Source organism: Actinospongiicola halichondriae (assembly GCF_049103745.1).
Taxonomy (GTDB): Bacteria; Actinomycetota; Acidimicrobiia; order Acidimicrobiales; family Salinilacustritrichaceae; genus Salinilacustrithrix; species Salinilacustrithrix halichondriae.
Genome location: NZ_CP171622.1, coordinates 1,364,452 through 1,380,338, shown reverse-complemented (window position 1 = coordinate 1,380,338; position 15,887 = coordinate 1,364,452). Strand labels below are relative to the sequence as shown.

The 15,887-nt window shown below is 69.6% G+C and carries 22 protein-coding genes; 5 read left to right on the top strand and 17 right to left on the bottom strand.

Annotated elements, in window-relative coordinates; genetic code table 11:
- Nucleotides 1-8: 8 nt before the first annotated feature.
- Nucleotides 9-344: a hypothetical protein gene (locus AB8619_RS06865; protein ID WP_436795720.1), complete on the bottom strand. Its 336-nt coding sequence runs from the start codon at nucleotides 342-344 to the stop codon at nucleotides 9-11.
- A 192-nt stretch (nucleotides 345-536) separates the two neighbouring features.
- Here AB8619_RS06865 and AB8619_RS06860 point away from each other — a divergent pair, with 192 nt between their 5' ends.
- Nucleotides 537-1,175: a dienelactone hydrolase family protein gene (locus AB8619_RS06860; protein ID WP_436795719.1), complete on the top strand. Its 639-nt coding sequence runs from the start codon at nucleotides 537-539 to the stop codon at nucleotides 1,173-1,175.
- Nucleotides 1,172-2,149, top strand: a complete 978-nt coding sequence (locus AB8619_RS06855; protein ID WP_436795718.1) for a YihY/virulence factor BrkB family protein — start codon at nucleotides 1,172-1,174, stop codon at nucleotides 2,147-2,149. Before AB8619_RS06860 ends, AB8619_RS06855 begins: the two co-directional genes overlap by 4 nt.
- Here the strand turns inward: AB8619_RS06855 and trpA are convergent.
- The 9 genes from trpA to hisI form a co-directional block, all read right to left on the bottom strand.
- A complete protein-coding gene (gene trpA, locus AB8619_RS06850) occupies nucleotides 2,036-2,812 on the bottom strand; it encodes a tryptophan synthase subunit alpha (protein ID WP_436795717.1) in 777 nt (258 codons plus the stop codon). The genes AB8619_RS06855 and trpA overlap by 114 nt on opposite strands.
- Nucleotide 2,813: 1 nt before the next feature.
- Nucleotides 2,814-3,995: a tryptophan synthase subunit beta gene (gene trpB / locus AB8619_RS06845; RefSeq protein ID WP_436795716.1), complete on the bottom strand. Its 1,182-nt coding sequence runs from the start codon at nucleotides 3,993-3,995 to the stop codon at nucleotides 2,814-2,816.
- Nucleotides 3,995-4,660: a phosphoribosylanthranilate isomerase gene (locus AB8619_RS06840; RefSeq protein ID WP_436795715.1), complete on the bottom strand. Its 666-nt coding sequence runs from the start codon at nucleotides 4,658-4,660 to the stop codon at nucleotides 3,995-3,997. Before AB8619_RS06840 ends, trpB begins: the two co-directional genes overlap by 1 nt.
- Before the next feature lie 63 nt (nucleotides 4,661-4,723).
- Nucleotides 4,724-5,512: an indole-3-glycerol phosphate synthase TrpC gene (trpC, locus tag AB8619_RS06835; protein ID WP_436795714.1), complete on the bottom strand. Its 789-nt coding sequence runs from the start codon at nucleotides 5,510-5,512 to the stop codon at nucleotides 4,724-4,726.
- A 2-nt stretch (nucleotides 5,513-5,514) separates the two neighbouring features.
- On the bottom strand, nucleotides 5,515-6,051 hold the full coding sequence (locus AB8619_RS06830) for a J domain-containing protein (RefSeq protein WP_436795713.1): 537 nt from the start codon (nucleotides 6,049-6,051) through the stop codon (nucleotides 5,515-5,517).
- A 36-nt stretch (nucleotides 6,052-6,087) separates the two neighbouring features.
- Nucleotides 6,088-7,008, bottom strand: coding sequence for a hypothetical protein (locus AB8619_RS06825; protein WP_436795712.1), 921 nt, complete (start codon nucleotides 7,006-7,008; stop codon nucleotides 6,088-6,090).
- Between the two features lie 4 nt (nucleotides 7,009-7,012).
- Nucleotides 7,013-7,858 carry a CAF17-like 4Fe-4S cluster assembly/insertion protein YgfZ gene (gene ygfZ / locus AB8619_RS06820; protein WP_436795711.1) on the bottom strand — a complete coding sequence of 282 codons (846 nt, stop codon included), beginning with the start codon at nucleotides 7,856-7,858 and terminating at the stop codon, nucleotides 7,013-7,015.
- Nucleotides 7,855-9,384 carry an anthranilate synthase component I gene (trpE, locus tag AB8619_RS06815; RefSeq protein ID WP_436795710.1) on the bottom strand — a complete coding sequence of 510 codons (1,530 nt, stop codon included), beginning with the start codon at nucleotides 9,382-9,384 and terminating at the stop codon, nucleotides 7,855-7,857. Before trpE ends, ygfZ begins: the two co-directional genes overlap by 4 nt.
- Nucleotides 9,385-9,387: 3 nt before the next feature.
- Nucleotides 9,388-9,771 (bottom strand): phosphoribosyl-AMP cyclohydrolase, encoded by a 384-nt coding sequence (gene hisI, locus AB8619_RS06810; protein WP_436795709.1) that lies wholly within the window; start codon nucleotides 9,769-9,771, stop codon nucleotides 9,388-9,390.
- Between the two features lie 28 nt (nucleotides 9,772-9,799).
- Here hisI and AB8619_RS06805 point away from each other — a divergent pair, with 28 nt between their 5' ends.
- Together AB8619_RS06805 and AB8619_RS06800 are read left to right on the top strand one after the other, a co-directional pair.
- Nucleotides 9,800-10,168: a fluoride efflux transporter FluC gene (locus AB8619_RS06805; protein ID WP_436795708.1), complete on the top strand. Its 369-nt coding sequence runs from the start codon at nucleotides 9,800-9,802 to the stop codon at nucleotides 10,166-10,168.
- On the top strand, nucleotides 10,165-10,500 hold the full coding sequence (locus AB8619_RS06800; RefSeq protein ID WP_436795707.1) for a fluoride efflux transporter FluC: 336 nt from the start codon (nucleotides 10,165-10,167) through the stop codon (nucleotides 10,498-10,500). Before AB8619_RS06805 ends, AB8619_RS06800 begins: the two co-directional genes overlap by 4 nt.
- Before the next feature lie 4 nt (nucleotides 10,501-10,504).
- On the opposite strand, the gene AB8619_RS06795 is transcribed toward AB8619_RS06800, so the two are convergent.
- Nucleotides 10,505-10,858 carry a GroES family chaperonin gene (locus AB8619_RS06795; RefSeq protein WP_436795706.1) on the bottom strand — a complete coding sequence of 118 codons (354 nt, stop codon included), beginning with the start codon at nucleotides 10,856-10,858 and terminating at the stop codon, nucleotides 10,505-10,507.
- 28 nt (nucleotides 10,859-10,886) lie between these two features.
- Between AB8619_RS06795 and AB8619_RS06790 the strand changes: the two genes are divergently transcribed.
- A complete protein-coding gene (locus AB8619_RS06790; protein ID WP_436795705.1) occupies nucleotides 10,887-11,531 on the top strand; it encodes an alpha/beta hydrolase in 645 nt (214 codons plus the stop codon).
- On the opposite strand, the gene AB8619_RS06785 is transcribed toward AB8619_RS06790, so the two are convergent.
- Genes AB8619_RS06785 through hisC form a run of 6 tightly spaced genes read right to left on the bottom strand, consistent with a single transcriptional unit; the run spans nucleotide 11,515 to nucleotide 15,832 of the window.
- Nucleotides 11,515-12,033 (bottom strand): BsuPI-related putative proteinase inhibitor, encoded by a 519-nt coding sequence (locus AB8619_RS06785; protein ID WP_436795704.1) that lies wholly within the window; start codon nucleotides 12,031-12,033, stop codon nucleotides 11,515-11,517. The two genes, AB8619_RS06790 and AB8619_RS06785, sit on opposite strands and share 17 nt — an antisense overlap.
- The gene (hisF, locus tag AB8619_RS06780) at nucleotides 12,030-12,800 is read right to left on the bottom strand and encodes an imidazole glycerol phosphate synthase subunit HisF (RefSeq protein ID WP_436795703.1); all 771 of its coding nucleotides are present in this window, start codon (nucleotides 12,798-12,800) and stop codon (nucleotides 12,030-12,032) included. The genes AB8619_RS06785 and hisF overlap by 4 nt, the downstream gene beginning before the upstream one ends.
- Entirely contained in the window at nucleotides 12,800-13,552 is a 753-nt protein-coding gene (locus AB8619_RS06775) for a HisA/HisF-related TIM barrel protein (protein ID WP_436795702.1), read from the bottom strand. The genes hisF and AB8619_RS06775 overlap by 1 nt, the downstream gene beginning before the upstream one ends.
- Nucleotides 13,552-14,181, bottom strand: a complete 630-nt coding sequence (hisH, locus tag AB8619_RS06770; RefSeq protein WP_436795701.1) for an imidazole glycerol phosphate synthase subunit HisH — start codon at nucleotides 14,179-14,181, stop codon at nucleotides 13,552-13,554. Before hisH ends, AB8619_RS06775 begins: the two co-directional genes overlap by 1 nt.
- Nucleotides 14,178-14,768 carry an imidazoleglycerol-phosphate dehydratase HisB gene (gene hisB / locus AB8619_RS06765; protein WP_436795700.1) on the bottom strand — a complete coding sequence of 197 codons (591 nt, stop codon included), beginning with the start codon at nucleotides 14,766-14,768 and terminating at the stop codon, nucleotides 14,178-14,180. Before hisB ends, hisH begins: the two co-directional genes overlap by 4 nt.
- Nucleotides 14,765-15,832, bottom strand: coding sequence for a histidinol-phosphate transaminase (gene hisC, locus AB8619_RS06760; protein ID WP_436795699.1), 1,068 nt, complete (start codon nucleotides 15,830-15,832; stop codon nucleotides 14,765-14,767). Before hisC ends, hisB begins: the two co-directional genes overlap by 4 nt.
- Nucleotides 15,833-15,887 lie beyond the last annotated feature (55 nt).

The following is a 15,887-nucleotide window of genomic DNA, read 5'->3' as shown; positions in this document are numbered from 1 at the left end:
TCATCCTCTCAGAACCCGTAGAACTTTCCCTTCGGCCGGGCGTGGACGTGCCAGTGCCCGGGAATCGACCGTCGGTTGTCGTCGAGCCAGATCTCGCCGTAGCGCTCCGTCGCCACCGACTCGAGCCGCTCGATCATGTGCTCGCGGTCGGCCTCGGAGGGATCGATGCCATGAGGACGCCACACGACCATCGGCACACCGCACGATTCGCACTCGGCGACCCAGCAGACGTCGTCCTCGTGGAACCACGGCGACATCCTCGCCGCCTCGCACAGCTCGCAGTCGTCCACCCGCGACCCCGACCCCGACCTCGACTCCGGCTCCGGTCCCGTCTCGATCCCCACCACGCCGATCCTCCCACGTTCTGGGTGCACGATTCGCCCACCAGGCGTCCCGATCGCGCACCCAGAATCGACGGGGTGGGGTTCTGGGTGTGTCTTTGGCCATCAGGAGTACCGATCGCGCACCCAGAAGCCGAGGGGGTGTGGGGTGTGGGGTGTGGGGTGTGGGGAGGAGGGGTCGGTAGCGTCGGGCGGGTGACGTCGCACTCCACTGCTGCCTACGCCGACGCGCCCACGTCAGGTTCTGGGCCCGGCGTCCTCGTCCTCCACTCGTGGTTCGGGCTCACCGACGGCGTGAAGGACCTGTGCAACCGCCTGGCCGACGAGGGGTTCACCGCCCTCGCTCCCGACTTCTTCGGCGAGGTCGCGTCCGACAGCGAACACGGCGAGGCGCTCCTGGCCGCGGCCGACCCCAACGAACTCGTCCTCGGCGTGCAGTCCTGCGCCGATGCACTGCGACGCATGCCGGCGACCCCCGACGGGCCGATCATGGTGATCGGGTACTCGATGGGTGCGTCGCTCGGGCTGTGGCTGTCGGAGCGGGAACCCGACACCGTCTCGGCCGTCGCCGCCTACTACGGCACGCAGAGCATCGACTTCACCCAGACCCGGTCGCGCTACCTGCTGCACCTCGTCGAGGACGACCCCATGATCGACACCGACGAGCTGGCGCTGATGGAGGCCAGCCTCGGGCTGGCCGACCGGCCGATCGAGATCCATCGGTACGGCGGCGTCGAGCACTTCTTCGCCGAGGCCGGGACGCCGAATCACGACGAGGGGGCGGCGGACGAGGCATGGGTCCGCACCCTGGAGTTCCTCCGCCGACACCCGTGAGTTGGTTGCCGGCACCGGCGGGGCCCATCCGTTTCGTGCGTCGCCTGGCGCACGAATGGACGCACGACCGGATCCCTGATCAGGCCGCCATCGTCGCGTTCTATTCGATCCTCAGCCTGTTCCCCGCGCTGCTCGCGCTCGCCGCGCTGCTGGGCGCGCTCGACTCCGTGGTGGGTGCCGAGGTCGCGTCGCGCGTCGAGGACCAGGTCCTCGACGCACTGCGAACCGTCCTCACCGACGAGGCCAGCGGGACCCTCGACGCGATCCAGTCCTTGTTCGAGGACACCTCACCCGGCCTCCTCACGTTCTCCCTGATCCTCGCCGTCTGGACGATGACGCGAGGATTCGCCGCGCTGGTGCGTGCGCTGGACACGGCCTACGACCTCGACGACCATCGACCCTGGCTCCGCACCCGAGCAACGGCACTCGTCCTCGCCGTCGGATCGCTCGTCGCCGCCGCCGTGATGCTCACCCTGCTCGTGGTCGGCCCGCTGCTGGGGTCGGGCGAGGACCTCGCCGACCGATTCGGCCTCGGCGGAGCGTTCGTCTTCGCCTGGGACGCGCTGCGTCTGCCGGTGGCGTTCGTCGTGCTCGTGCTGTGGGCAGCCACGATCTTCCACATCGCGCCGGATCACCACACCCCGTGGCGTGCTGATCTGCCGGGAGCGCTGGTCACCGCCGTGCTGTGGATCGTGTTCTCCGGCGGCCTCCGCGTCTACCTCGCGATCGCCAGCGCCGGGAACGCCGTCTTCGGCGCGCTCGGTGGCGTGCTGATCGTCCTGTTGTGGTTCTGGCTGCTGTCGCTCGCTGTCCTGCTCGGCGGCGAGATCAACCAGTTGTTGATCGACCCCGAGGCGGGGTCAGCCGCGATCGAGGGCGGCGCGGAGCGTGGCCACGAAGGCGCCAGCTTCGACGGCGGTGCCGCCGTCGAGGATGATCCGCATGATTGCCGAGGCGACCACGACACCGTCTGAGGCCGCCGATGCGACGACGGCGGTCTCCGGCGACGAGATCCCGAACCCCATCACCACGGGAAGGTCGGACACCGCTTTGAGACGACCGGCGAGCTTGGCCGACCATTCGCCGATGTCGGCGCGTTCTCCGGTCACGCCGAGCACGTTGACGCCGTAGACGAATCCGCGGCTGCGCTCGACGAGCCGAGCGAGCCGATCGTCGGAGCTGATCGGGCTGGCGAGCATGACCGTGTCGAGATCGGCGTCACCGACGGCCTCCTCCCACGGGTCGAGCTCCTCCATCGGGACGTCGGGGATGATCGCCCCGCGGACGCCAGCCGCGCCGCACTCGTCGACGAAGCGGTCGAAGCCGAAGCGGAACGGCACGTTGGCGTAGGTCATGACGATGAGCGGCGTGCTGACGTCGAGGTCGCGCAGTTCGCTGAGGATCGAGATCGGCGTGGTCCCGCGTTCGAGGGCCCGGTCGGAGGCCGCCTGGATCGTCGGTCCGTCCATCACGGGATCGGAGAACGGGATGCCGACCTCGATGGCGTCGGCACCGGCGTCGTCGTAGGCCCGGATGATGTCGAGCCAGTCGTCGCTCACCCCACCGCTCACGTACGGCAGGAGGAGCTTGCGGCCGCTGTCTCGTCGAGCCCGGAGATGCTTCTCGAGCGTTCCCATCTCAGACATCCTCTCCGAGCAACTCGGCGATCTGGGCGACGTCCTTGTCGCCGCGACCCGACAGGTTGACCAGCACGGTCTTTCCGGCCAGTTCTCCGCGAGCCCGACTCACCCACGCCAGCGCGTGCGCCGACTCGAGCGCAGGGATGATGCCCTCGGTGCGGGCGAGGAGCTGGAATGCCTCGACGACCTCCTCGTCGGTGACCGGCTCGTAGCGAGCACGACCGATGTCGGCCAGGTGGGCATGCTCGGGGCCGACGCCCGGGTAGTCGAGCCCGGCGGAGATCGACTTCGCCTCCTGGACCTGACCGTGATCGTCCTGGAGCAGGAACGACGTCGAGCCGTGGACGATGCCCGGGACGCCGTGGCCGATCGCCGCTCCCCCGGCGGGTTCGATGCCGACGAGCTGGGCGTCGGTGTCGACGAAGCCACTGAAGATGCCGATGGCGTTGGAGCCACCACCGACGCACGCGACGACGACGTCGGGATCGCTACCGGTCCGATCACGCATCTGCTCTCGGGCCTCGTCACCGATCACCCGATGGAACTCGCGCACCATCATCGGATACGGATGCGGGCCCATGACCGAGCCGAGCAGGTAGTGCGTCGTCTCGACCGTCGCCACCCAGTCACGCATCGCCTCGTTGACGGCGTCCTTGAGCGTGCGACTCCCGGTCTCGGCCGAGCGGACCTCGGCTCCGAGCAGACGCATGCGGAAGACGTTGAGCTTCTGGCGCTCCATGTCGACAGCACCCATGTAGACCACGCACTCCTGGCCCAGCAGCGCGGCCGCCGTCGCGGTGGCCACCCCGTGCTGGCCGGCGCCCGTCTCGGCGACGATCCGCTGCTTGCCCATGCGCTGCGCCAGCAGCGCCTGCCCGAGGACGTTGTTGATCTTGTGGCTTCCGGTGTGGTTGAGGTCCTCACGCTTGAGGAACACACGGCAGCCGAGCGCCTCGGACAGACGATGGCACTCGGTGAGCGCCGACGGCCGACCGGCGTAGTCGCGGAGGAGGTCGGCCAGCTGCGTCCGGAATCCGTCGTCTGCCCAGGCCCTTCGGAACTCGGCTTCGACCTCCTGGCACGCTCCGACGAGCGTCTCGGGGATGTACTGACCGCCGAAGCGACCGAATCGGCCGTTCTCGGGATCTCCCATGAGGGAGGGGGACGTGGTGTCCGTCATCAGATCGTGGTCCTGTCTGGATCGGAGGCAGGGGCGAGGGGCGGGTGCAGGGTCGGCAGGTCGGCGCCGGCGGCGCGGGCCTCGCTGATGAAGCTCCGGAGCGCCGCGGGATCCTTCTTGCCGAACGACGACTCGGTGCCGCTGGCGACGTCGACCCCCCAGGGTCGGACCGCCGCGATCGCCGCTGCGACGTTTTCCGGGCGGAGTCCGCCCGCCAGCAACAGACGATGCCGAGCACCGAGATCGCCGACGAGGGTCCAGTCGAACGGCACCCCACCGCCCGGTGTCGGAGCGTCGACCAGCACCACGTCGGCCTCGTGCTCGTCGATCGTGTCGAGTTGCGGATCGCCTGCCGCCATGGCCCGGAAGACGAAGGGCACGTGCTGGCGGACCTGCCGGGTCGTGGCCGGCGTCTCCGACCCGTGGAGCTGGGCGACGTCGAGACCGACGGCACCTGCGATGTCGATGACCTCGGACGCGAGGTGGTCGCGGAAGACACCGACGGTGAGCACGTGGTCGGGCACGGCCGCCGCGATCTCGATCGCTTCGTCGACCTCGACCCGACGGCGCGACGGCGCGAAGAGCATGCCGATGGCGTCCGCCCCGGCATCGGCGGCCAGCGCGGCGTCGGCCGGATTGGTGATTGCGCAGATCTTCACGAACACAGCGGTGACGGTACCGGTCGGCACCGTCGTTCCTGCAGCGGGAATGCCGACCCGAGGGACGGATCAGACGGAGGAACCGGCCGAACGCAGCGCGGCCACGGCCGCCACCGGATCACCCGACGTCACGAGCGATTCACCGACCAGGACGGCGTCGTAGCCCGCCTCCGCGAGGGATGCCGCGTCGTCCGGCCCGCGTACGCCCGATTCGGCCACCGACACCACGTCGGCGGGGAAGAGCGCGGCCATTCGCCGAGCCCGATCGTGATCGACGGCGAAGGTGACCAGGTCTCGCTGGTTGACGCCGATGAGCGTCGCTCCGACCGCCATCGCCCGATCGAGTTCGGCTTCGTCGTGGATCTCGACCAACGCATCGAGTCCGATCTCGAGCGCCAGGTCGTGGAACGCCCGCAGCTCTCCGTCGTCGAGCGCCGCCGCGATCAGGAGCACACAGTCGGCGCCGATGAGGCGTGCGTCGAGCACGTCGTTCTCGACGACGGTGAAGTCCTTGCGGAGCACGGGAAGCGCACAACCCGCCCGGGCGGCGCGGAGATCGTCGGGCGATCCGCCGAACGACTCGGCATCCGTGAGGACCGACAGGCACGACGCACCGCCGGCTTCGTAGTCGGCAGCGAGTGCGGCCGGATCGAGTCCGGCTGCGAGATCGCCCTTGGACGGTGATCGCCGCTTGACCTCCGCGATGACGCCGAGACCGGACCCCATGGCGAGCGCCGCACGGAAGCCGCGGCAGGGCGGCATCTCGTCGGCCAGGCGACGAAGTTCGGCGGTCGTGCGGGTGTCGTTTGCGGCTTCGTCGCGATGACGGGCGAGGATCGCGTCGAGGTAGGTCGCCATCGTCAGAGCCGATCCGCGCGGCTCGACTTGGCGAGCGCGACCAGCGGGACGACGAGGAAGGACAGCGCGCCGCAGACGAGCAGGATGACGCCGACGCCGAGCATCGGGCCGAGTCCGATGGTGAACCCCACCACGAGTGTCGCCAGCGCCGCCACCACGAGCACCGACGGCAGGAAGGTCAACCCGCGGCGCATCGACGGGGTCCCCGTCGGCGTGTCGTCGACCAGGCGGGGGTCGAGCCCGTCGTCGTCCTCGTAGGGCGTCCAGGTGGCTCCGGCATCGCGCACGGTGGCCGACGAGCGCGACGGCAGGTCGAGCGCAGCGTCGTAGCGTGCTCGGCGGCCGTCATCGCCGAGAACGGTCCACGCGGCGTTGATACGGGCCATGCGCGCCGACGCCGTGGCGCGATCTTCCTCACCGGCGGTGGCCAGTCCGTCGGGATGGAAGCGGCGAGCGAGGGTGAGGTACGAGACACGGATCTCCGCCGTGGTGGCGTTCGGTGCGACGCCGAGTTCCTCGTAGTGCTCCACGAGTTGCATCCTAGGGACGGTCCCGGACCATGGATCGAGCCGGGGTCACGGTTCGGTCGTGGTCGAAGCATCGCCGGTCTCGGGCGCCGCAGTGGTCGTCGTCGGAACCGGCGCGCACGCGGGCACCTCGATCGAGAACGTCTCCTCGGCATCGCCGGACACGACGACGGCGGTCGCGGTCGTCGGACCGACACGCTCGCACGCCAACGAGAACACGATCACGCCGTTGGTGTCGGTGACGCGGCTCGTCACGACGGTCGTGGTCGTCGTCGAACTGTCGGGATCAGCGCTCGTGGTCGTCGTCGACGCACTCGCTCGGTCCAGCTCGGCGAATCCCGAGCTCCGCAGGCGGACCTCGACGCCGGGCACGGGCACCTCTCGTCCGATCCCGTCGCCGTCGACGGACCGCTGTGCCACCCGAATCGCGAGATTCACTCCCTGTCCCACGATCGGCTGGGCCGGGTTGGTGGCACCGGTCACCGCCAGACCCTCGAACACCTCGGTTCGGAGGTCGAGTTGCTTGTCTCCTCCGTCCTCCAGGAAGAACACCTCGGGGTCCAGCATGGTCAGACGAGGCGCGAGGAACGCACGCACGCGGTAGCGCCCACCGGGTACTCCCGACAGCACATAGCCGCCGCCCTCGTCGGCGACCACGTCACGCCGCTGGACGACGTCGCCGACCAGGCGCTCGACCCGCACGACCGCGCCAGCCGCACCACCGTCAGGACCGGCGACGCTGCCCCTGATCGTGGATCGGCCGACGTCGAGGGGCACCGTTGATGTCGTCTGGCCGGGGAACGTCTCGAGGGCGACGAGCGACTGGTCGATGGGTTGTGTCACGGGAACGGTCGAGGTGCTCGACGTGCTCGACGGCGGTGGGAGCAGGCCGGAGTCCGGAGCCCCGCAGCCGGCGACGACGAAGCCGAGGACCAGCCACACGACCACCAGCGACCGACGACGGCTCATCGGATCAACTCGCTCCGACGGGGACCAACGGCAGTTCGTGGACGATCCCCTGTGTCGACCCGACGACGACGGCGTTCCCCGGCTCGATCTTGCGGCCGCAGAACGCCAGGGCGACATTGCCGTGGGTGGGCGAGACGACTGCAGACGTGACCACGGTCGACGGCCCCTCCCCGGTCACCTCGTCACCGGCGGCGACGGGAGCGTCGCAGACGATGGCACGCAACGTCCGCGGCACGTTGCCGCCACGGCTGTCGATCCGGGCCACGAGTTCCTGACCCACGTAGCAGCCCTTGGTGAACGAGACCGACTCGTCGACGATCCATTGGCCTGCCTCGGCCGGGATCACGGAGTCGTCCAGCTCACGCCCCATTCGCGGGATCCCGCGTTCGACACGATCGATCTCCAGAGCGGTGGCGTCGGCCGTGGCGACCCCCTCTGGCACGTTGGCGCCGGGGCCGAGCAGGTCGTAGCCCGCCTGGAGCGGCGCGGGGAGTCGGAGCACGTCGTCGGCGATCTCGGGCCGGGGAAGATCCGCCCCACGGACGGCGTACCCGGTGAGGGTGACAGCCTCGATCTCGGCCTTGGTGCGGATGAGGAACCGGGTCAGACGCTGCTGGAGCTCCTCACCAGCACCCTGGTCGGTGTCGAGGAGGAAGACGTCGGCCGCGGTCTTCGTCAGACGCGCCCACGTGTGGATCTTCCCGTCGGGCTGGAGCACCAGCGTCCAGGTCGACGTCGCGACGGCGAGCGCATCGAGGTCCTGACTCAGCTGGCCTTGCAGGAAGGTCGCGGCATCAGGCCCGGACACCTCGATGCCGTCGCGTTCGATGGGTGTGGCGAATGTCGTCACGGTCGATCACCTCGTCGTCCAGCATGCCGCTCCGCGGTCATCCTCCGCGCCGCGGGCACCGCGACCAGGAGCGCACGGGCCTTGTTCTGGCACTCGAGGTGCTCGTCGTCGGGCACGCTGTCGGCCACGATGCCGGCGCCGGCCTGCACGCTCGCACGGCCGTCGTCGCCGATGACCATGGTCCGGATGGCGATGGCGGTGTCGATGTTCCCGGAGAAGTCGAGGTACCCGACGACGCCGGCATAGGGGCCTCGCTTGACCGGCTCGAGTTCGTCGATGATCTCCATGGCCCGCACCTTCGGCGCACCGGAGACGGTGCCTGCGGGCAGGGTGGCCCGCAGGACGTCGACGGGACCCTTGCCCGCCGCGAGATCGCCGGCGACCTGCGACGTGAGGTGCATCACGTGGCTGTATCGCTCGAGCGTCATCAGTTCCTCGACCTCGCAGGTCCCGAAGGTGACCACACGCCCGACATCGTTGCGTGCGAGGTCGACGAGCATCACGTGTTCGGCGACCTCCTTCGGGTGTTCCACCAGCTCGGCGGCGAGCCGACGGTCGTGGCTCTCTGACGACCCACGCTTGCGCGTGCCGGCGATGGGTCGGGAGATCACACGGCCGTCGAGCAGCTGGACCATCGGCTCGGGACTCGCGCCGACCAGGGTCACCCCGGGCACGCGCACGTAGTACATGTACGGGCTCGGGTTGACCTGTCGGAGCGCCCGGTAGACGTCGAAGGGTTCGGCCCCGAGGTCGAAGTCGAATCGTTGCGACAGGACCACCTGGAACACGTCGCCGGCGAAGACGTGCTCACGCGCCGCCTCGACGGCAGCCTGGTACTGACCTTCGCGCATCGATGACGTGACCTCGGGCGGTTCGTCGTCGGCCAGCGGTGGCCCGAGCAGTGGCTCGTCGAGGGGACGGGCGCCGTCGGCGGCCAACTGCTCGAGGCGGGCCAGGGCGTCGTCGTAGGCCGCGTCGAGCGTCGCCTCGTCGGCGTGGGGATCGACGATCACGTTGTCGATGAGCGTGACGCGCTGGCGCCAGTGATCGAAGGCGGCGAGCTGGCCGATGACCGACATGACGGCGTCGGCGAACCCTCGGTCGTCCTCGGGAACGTCGGGCAGCCGCTCGACCTCGCGCACCACGTCGTAGCCCAGGTAGCCCATCAGTCCGCCGTGCAACGGCGGGAGATCCTCGATCTTCGGCGAGCGGTACAACGCCAGGATGGACTCGATCGCGGCGAGCATCCCCCCGTCGATCGGGACGTCCGGATGCAGGTCGCCGTCGACGGTGATGACCCCGTCCTTCGACGTGAGGGTCGCAATGGGGTTCCGGCCGACGAAGGACCAGCGGCTCCACCGTTCGCCGTGTTCGACCGACTCGAGCAGGAAGCCCGGCTCGTCACCGACGATGCGGGCGTATGCGGCGACAGGCGTCACCAGGTCGGCCAGCAGCTCGCGCCACACCGGCACGACCGTGTGCTCGGCAGCGAGGCGATGGAACTCCTCGCGGCTGGGGTGGATCACCCGCTACCCGTTCGGCTCGACGTCGGCGTCCGCGAAGGAGCGGTAGAAGCACGAGTAGTTGGCGGTGTGACAGGCGCCGTCGCCCTCCTGCTCGACGACGAGGAGCAGCGTGTCTCCGTCGCAGTCGTAGTGCGCCTCGCGGATGTACTGACGGTCGCCCGAGGTCTCGCCCTTGCACCAGTACTCCTGCCGCGAGCGGCTCCAGAACCAGGTGCGGCCGGTGTCGAGGCTCTTGCGGAGCGACTCGTCGTTCATCCACGCCATCATCAGGATCCGGCCCGTGCCGGCCTCCTGCACGATGGCGGGGACCAACCCGTCAGCGTTGTAGGTGACGTTGGCCAGGTGGCCTTCGTCGTATTCGATGGGGGTCGCTACCGGCGATGCCATGGTGCGGCATCGTAGAGGGGTGACGGTCATGGCCCGAAGTGCGATCCGCCCGTCGGCGCTGGGCCTGGTCGCGTTGGGTGGTACCGCCGGAGCGGCTGCACGTTGGGCGGTCGTGGGTCTCGTCGGCACCGACGGCGGCTTCCCCTGGTGGACCCTGCTCGTCAACGTGGTGGGTTGCCTGCTCCTCGGGGCGTTGCTGGGCGTGCGCGAGGAGGTCCGTCTCGGTCTCGGCACCGGGTTCTGCGGCGGCCTCACCACCTTCTCGACGTTCACGGTCGAGACCGCGACGATGCTCGACGCCGGCCATTCCGCTCGTGCTGCCGTCTACCTGCTCGTCTCGCTCGCCGCCGGGGTCGCCGCGGTCGTGGCCGGTTGGCGTCTGGCACCGTCGCGATGATCACGATCGTCGGGTTCGTCGTCGCCGCCTCGTTGGGGGCATCGACCCGCCACCTCGTGCGGATCGCCACCGCGCACCGCCACCCGATCCCGGTGGGGACGCTGGCGGTGAACCTGGCCGGATCGTTCGTGCTCGGCGTCCTCGCCGGCTGGGACCCGCCGGGTGCGACCGTGGTGGGGACCGCCGGGGTGGGCGCGCTCACCACGTTCTCGACGTTCTCGGCCGAGGTCGTCGAGCTGCGCGCCGAGGGTCGCAGGTGGGTGGCGACCTACGTGGTCGCATCGGTCGGCGGCGGCGTCGCGCTCGCGTGGTTCGGCCTGCAGTTGGCCTGACCGTTCAGAGGTAGAGGCCGGTGGAGCCTTCTTCGAGGCGCTCGGCGGCGACCGCGTGGATGTCACGCTCGCGCAGGATGATGAAGTCCTCGCCCCGGACCTCGACCTCGTAGCGGTCCTCGGGGTTGAACAGCACCCGGTCGCCGATCTCCATGTTGCGCACGTTGGCGCCGGTGGCCACGACCTCGGCCCATGCCAGCCGCTTGCCCATCTGGGCGGTGGCGGGGATCAGGATCCCGCCCGTCGACTTGCGCTCACCCTCACCACGGTCGATCGAGACCAGGATGCGGTCGTTGAGCATCTTGATCGGGAGCTTCTCGTTGCTCCCGGTCGAGGACGAGGAGTCGGGCTTGACCATGGGCGAGCGACGCTACCGTCTTCCGTCGATGACGGACGATCTCGCGCCCCTCCCCGACCGCATCTCGACCTCCGACGGGGAGACGCTCGAAGCGACCTGGTCGACCGCCGACGATCCACGTGCCGTCGCGGTCCTCACCCACCCCCATCCGCTCTACGGCGGCGACATGCACAACATCGTCCCCGCCGCCCTCGCTCGGTCGCTGCCCGGACACGGGATCGCGACCCTGCGATTCAACTTCCGCAGCGTTGGGGCGTCGACGGGCCAGCACGGTGGCGGGGACGACGAGATCGCCGACGTCGTCGCCGCGATCGACGCAGCGACGACCACGTTCCCGGGTCTCCCGGTCATCGGTGTCGGCTACAGCTTCGGGGCCGACGTGATGCTCGCCACGGGCGACGGACGGCTGGCAGCAGTCGTCGCCGTCGCCCCGCCCTTGGCCGTGCTCCCGGCCGCACAGCTCGAGGCCACACGCGGAGCGTTCTCGACGTTGGTCCTGTCCCCCGAGCACGACCAGTTCCGACCGGCAGCCGACGCCGTCGCGGTCACGGCGGACTGGCCGGACACCTCGGTCGTCGAGATCCCCGGTGCCGACCACTTCCTGGCCGGCGCCACGTCGTTCGTGGCCGATCAGGTCCTCGGGCTCGTCGCCGCCGTCATCCGCCCGGGCTGACGACCCGGATGCTCTCGGTCACGGGTTCCGGAGGCCCGACGACCGACACGCTGACCGTGATGTCGTAGAACCCCGGCTCGACCGCCGTCAGGTCATCGGTCAACTCGATCGTCTCGACGGCGCCGGCAGCGATGGAGACCTCGGTCACCTGCTGCTGGAAGAACCGACCGTCGCTCCACCGGTGCACGGCTTCGCCGTCGCGGGTCAGCACGACGTCGCCCTTCTGCGAGTTCGGGAACGTCACCACGACCGCCTCGTCGGACGCGTTGGTCAGCGCGATGGCCCAGGTGTACGGCCCCGCAGGCACGCGCGACTCGCCGAGGAGGTCGACCTCGAGGGCCGTTCCTGCACCGGTCGGCACCCGCCGGTCGGAGAGCGCCGTCGTCGACGAGCTCGCGTCGGTGGTCGTCGTCGCCTCGGCATCGACGGCGAGCCCGGCATCGCCATCACCACAGCCGGCAGCAGCTGCCGTCAACACGACGGCAGCCACGAGGCGCCTCATGCCGGCCGGACGGTCACGCCGGCGTCGGTCATGTGGTTCTTCGCCTCGCCCACGGTGTGCTCCCCGAAGTGGAAGATGCTGGCGGCGAGGACGGCATCGGCGCCACCCTCGGTGACGCCCTGGACCAGGTGATCGAGGGTTCCGACGCCGCCGGACGCGATCACGGGGATGTTCACGGCGTCGACCACGGCCCTGGTGACGGCGATGTCGAACCCGTCGCGCGTGCCGTCACGGTCCATCGAGGTGAGCAGGATCTCGCCCGCGCCCAACTCCTCACACCGGCGGGCCCATTCGATCACGTCGAGACCCGTCGGCGTCCGTCCGCCGTGGACGAAGACCTCGAACCCGCTCGGCGTGGTGCCGACGATCCGCTTCGAGTCGATGGCGACCACCGCGCACTGCGAGCCGAACTCGGTGGCGATCTCGGTGATCAGCTCGGGTCGGTCGACCGCTGCGGTGTTGACCGAGACCTTGTCGGCACCGGCCCGGAGCAGCTTGCGCGCATCGTCGACGGTGCGGATCCCGCCACCGATCGTGAACGGGATGAACACCTCCTCTGCGGTGCGTCGGGCAACCTCGAGGATCGTCTCGCGGGCGTCCGACGATGCGGTGATGTCGAGGAACACGACCTCGTCGGCGCCCTCGAGGTCGTACCGACGGGCGAGTTCGACAGGGTCACCGGCGTCGACGAGATCGACGAAGTTGACGCCCTTGACGACACGGCCGGCGTCGACGTCGAGGCACGGGATGATCCTGGCGGTGCGCATCAGCTGGCTGCTCCGGTGCCCTGGGCGATGATACCGAGGGCCGACACGGCATCGTGCACGTCGAGACGCCCCTCGTAGATGGCGGTGCCGACGATCGCTCCTGCGAGACGTCGGCCTTCCTGCTCGATCCCGGCGAGTTCGACCAGGTGGGCCAACTCGCCGACTCCCCCGCTGGCGATCACCTCGAGGTCGGTCAGTCGGAGCAGCTCGGTCAGACCGTCGAGGTCCGGGCCCTCGAGGAGCCCCTCGCCGCGGATCTGTGTCACGACGACGGCTTCGGCGCCGGCACCCGACAGGCGGTCGAGCGCGTCGGCGATGTCGAGGCCGCTGCCCTCGGTCCAACCCTTGATCGAGACCTCGCGACCACGCACGTCGAGGCCCAGCGCGACCGGTTGGCTCGCTGCCACCTGTTCGACGAGCGAGGGGTCCTCGACCGCTGCGGTGCCCATGACCACGCGGGAGACACCGACGTCGGCGAGCGCTCGCGCCGCCGCCACCGAGCGGACACCGCCACCGGCCTGGACCGGCACGTCGACCGCGTCGCAGACGGCGGCGATGAGTTCGCGGTTGTGGGCCTCACCGGTGCGGGCGGCATCGAGGTCGACCATGTGGATCCACGGCGCACCCGCGCTGGTGAAGCCGAGGGCCACCTCGACCGGGTCGTCGGCGTGGACGGATTCGCGGTCGAAGTCGCCCTGGACCAACTGGACGACCTTGCCACCACGCAGGTCGATGGCGGGATAGAGGTCCATCAGCGCACCACCGAGTCGGATCGAACGAGCGAGACGAAGTTGTCGACGAACGTGAGCCCCGCGGACGACGACTTCTCCGGGTGGAACTGCGCGGCGTGGACGTTGTCGCGTTGCACCGACGCGACCACGGGACCGCCGTAGTCGCAGGTCGCGGTCACCAGGTCGGACATGGGCGCAGCGAAGCTGTGGACGAAGTACATCCAGATGTCTCCCTCGAGACCGGCGTACAACGGCGACGGCCGCACCACGTCGACCACGTTCCACTGCATCTGCGGGTGCTTGACGCCCGCGGGGATCCGTTCGACGGTGCCCGGGAGGATGCCGAGGCCAGCGCGTCCCGGAGTCTCCTCCGAGGCTTCGTACAGGAGTTGCATGCCGACGCAGATCCCGAGGAACGGCTTCCCGGCGGCGACCGACTCGTGCGCCAGCGCATCGACCCCGGTCCGTTCGACGGCGTCCATGCACGCGCCGAACGCGCCGACGCCGGGGAGCACGACGGCGACTGCGTCGCGGACGACTGCCGGGTCGGCCGTGAGACGAGCGTCGGCGCCGTGGCGTTCGAGCGACTTCTGGGCCGAGCGGAGATTGCCGATGCCGTAGTCGAGCACCGCGACCAGCGGTCGGCTCACAACGTGCCCTTGGTCGACGGGAGTTCGACGCCTTCGACGCGGACGGCGTCGCGCAGCGAACGAGCCACACCCTTGAAGGCGGCCTCGATCACGTGATGGGTGTTGACGCCGGCCTTGCGGGTGACGTGCAGCGTGATGAACGCCGACGCCGCGAACGACTCGAGGAAGTGTTGCGCCATCTCCGGGTTGAACGGCGGATCGCCGAGCGGGAGGACCTCACCGAAGGGCAGGTCGATGGCTGCGTGGGCGCGACCGGAGAGGTTGAGTGCGACCTCGACCAGCGCCTCGTCGAGGGGGAAGAGTCCGCTGGCGAACCGGCGGACGCCTGCCTTGTCGCCCAGCGCCCCGGCGAAGGCCTGGCCGACGACGATGCCGACGTCTTCGATGGTGTGGTGCCCGTCGACGTGCAGGTCACCGTCGGCCTTCACCGTCAGGTCGAACCCGCCGTGGCGGCCGAGTTGGTCGAGCATGTGGTCGAAGAACGGCAGGCCGGTCGACACGTCGACCGCGCCGGACCCGTCGAGGTCGATGGTGACCTCGACCGACGTCTCCTTGGTGGTGCGCGAGAGGGTTGCCGTGCGGGTCATGCGTGCTCCAGGGCGGATGCGAGGGCGGCGAGGAAACGATCATTCTCCTCCGACGTGCCCAGGGTGAGACGGAGGCAGCCGTCGAGGCGGGGCCACGACGCGCAGTTCCGGACCAGGACGGACTGGTCGAGGAGGGCCTTCCAGACCACCTCGCCGGAGATCGAGTCCGGCCGGAAGAGGATGAAGTTCGACGCCGACGGCCACACCGTCACGTCGAGGTCGGCGAGCACAGCCGCGACACGGCCCCGCTCCTCGACCAGGGTCGCGACCCGACGATGCATGTCGTCCTCGAAACGAAGCGCAACCCGCCCGACGGCCTGCTTGAACGCATCGAGGTGATAAGGCAGCGCGACCTCGGACAGCTCGTCGACCAGCCACGTCGGGCCCACGAGGTAGCCCAGCCGCGCCGCAGCCATCGACCACGTCTTCGAGTAGGTGCGGGTCACGACGATGGGTGCTTCGTCGTCGACCAACTCCAACGCGGACCACGGCGCGAACTGGCCGTAGGCCTCGTCGACGACGAGGAGGCCGGGCGCCAGTTCGGCGACGGAGCGAATCGTCTCCTCGGTCTCGACCATGCCCGTGGGGTTGTTGGGCGAGCAGAGGAACGTGATCACCGGATCGTGCTCGCCGAGCACGCGTCGGACCTCGTCGAGGTCGAGCGCGAAGTCCTCGGTCCGCTCGCCCGACGCGACCGCGGTGTTGGTGATCCGTGGGATGTGCGAGTGGAGCGCGTAGGTGGGCTCGAACGTCGCCACGGTGCGCCCTGGACCGCCGTAGGTGAGGCACAGGGTCTGGAGGACCTCGTTGGAGCCGTTGGCCACGAAGACCTGACCGGCCTCCACACCATGGTGGGCGGCGATCGCTTCCCGGAGGGCCATCGCGTCGCGGTCGGGATAGCGGTGCCAGTCGATGGCGGCGAGTTCGTCGGCGACCGCGGCGCGGAACCCCTCCGGCGGAGACTCGGGCGCCTCGTTGGTGTTCAGACGGACCTCGACGTCGACCTGTGGGGAGTGATAGCCGGGATGCAGCGCGAGGTCGTCCCGGACCGCGGGACGCTTCACGCCCCGACCTCGTTCTGGTGAACAACCGTGCCATCTGATGGTTGCATCTGGTCAC

Bases quoted from the DNA above. Each gene is read 5' to 3' on its own strand.
- AB8619_RS06805 (WP_436795708.1), top strand. From the start codon at position 9,800: ATGGCCCGAAGTGCGATCCGCCCGTCGGCGCTGGGCCTGGTCGCGTTG.
- AB8619_RS06795 (WP_436795706.1), bottom strand. From the start codon at position 10,858: ATGGTCAAGCCCGACTCCTCGTCCTCGACCGGGAGCAACGAGAAGCTC.
- hisB (WP_436795700.1), bottom strand. From the start codon at position 14,768: ATGACCCGCACGGCAACCCTCTCGCGCACCACCAAGGAGACGTCGGTC.
- trpC (WP_436795714.1), bottom strand. From the start codon at position 5,512: ATGGCGACCTACCTCGACGCGATCCTCGCCCGTCATCGCGACGAAGCC.
- AB8619_RS06830 (WP_436795713.1), bottom strand. From the start codon at position 6,051: ATGCAACTCGTGGAGCACTACGAGGAACTCGGCGTCGCACCGAACGCC.
- AB8619_RS06825 (WP_436795712.1), bottom strand. From the start codon at position 7,008: ATGAGCCGTCGTCGGTCGCTGGTGGTCGTGTGGCTGGTCCTCGGCTTC.
- trpB (WP_436795716.1), bottom strand. From the start codon at position 3,995: ATGACGGACACCACGTCCCCCTCCCTCATGGGAGATCCCGAGAACGGC.
- hisI (WP_436795709.1), bottom strand. From the start codon at position 9,771: ATGGCATCGCCGGTAGCGACCCCCATCGAATACGACGAAGGCCACCTG.
- hisF (WP_436795703.1), bottom strand. From the start codon at position 12,800: ATGCGCACCGCCAGGATCATCCCGTGCCTCGACGTCGACGCCGGCCGT.
- trpA (WP_436795717.1), bottom strand. From the start codon at position 2,812: ATGGGAACGCTCGAGAAGCATCTCCGGGCTCGACGAGACAGCGGCCGC.
- AB8619_RS06775 (WP_436795702.1), bottom strand. From the start codon at position 13,552: ATGGACCTCTATCCCGCCATCGACCTGCGTGGTGGCAAGGTCGTCCAG.
- AB8619_RS06790 (WP_436795705.1), top strand. From the start codon at position 10,887: ATGACGGACGATCTCGCGCCCCTCCCCGACCGCATCTCGACCTCCGAC.
- AB8619_RS06785 (WP_436795704.1), bottom strand. From the start codon at position 12,033: ATGAGGCGCCTCGTGGCTGCCGTCGTGTTGACGGCAGCTGCTGCCGGC.
- AB8619_RS06800 (WP_436795707.1), top strand. From the start codon at position 10,165: ATGATCACGATCGTCGGGTTCGTCGTCGCCGCCTCGTTGGGGGCATCG.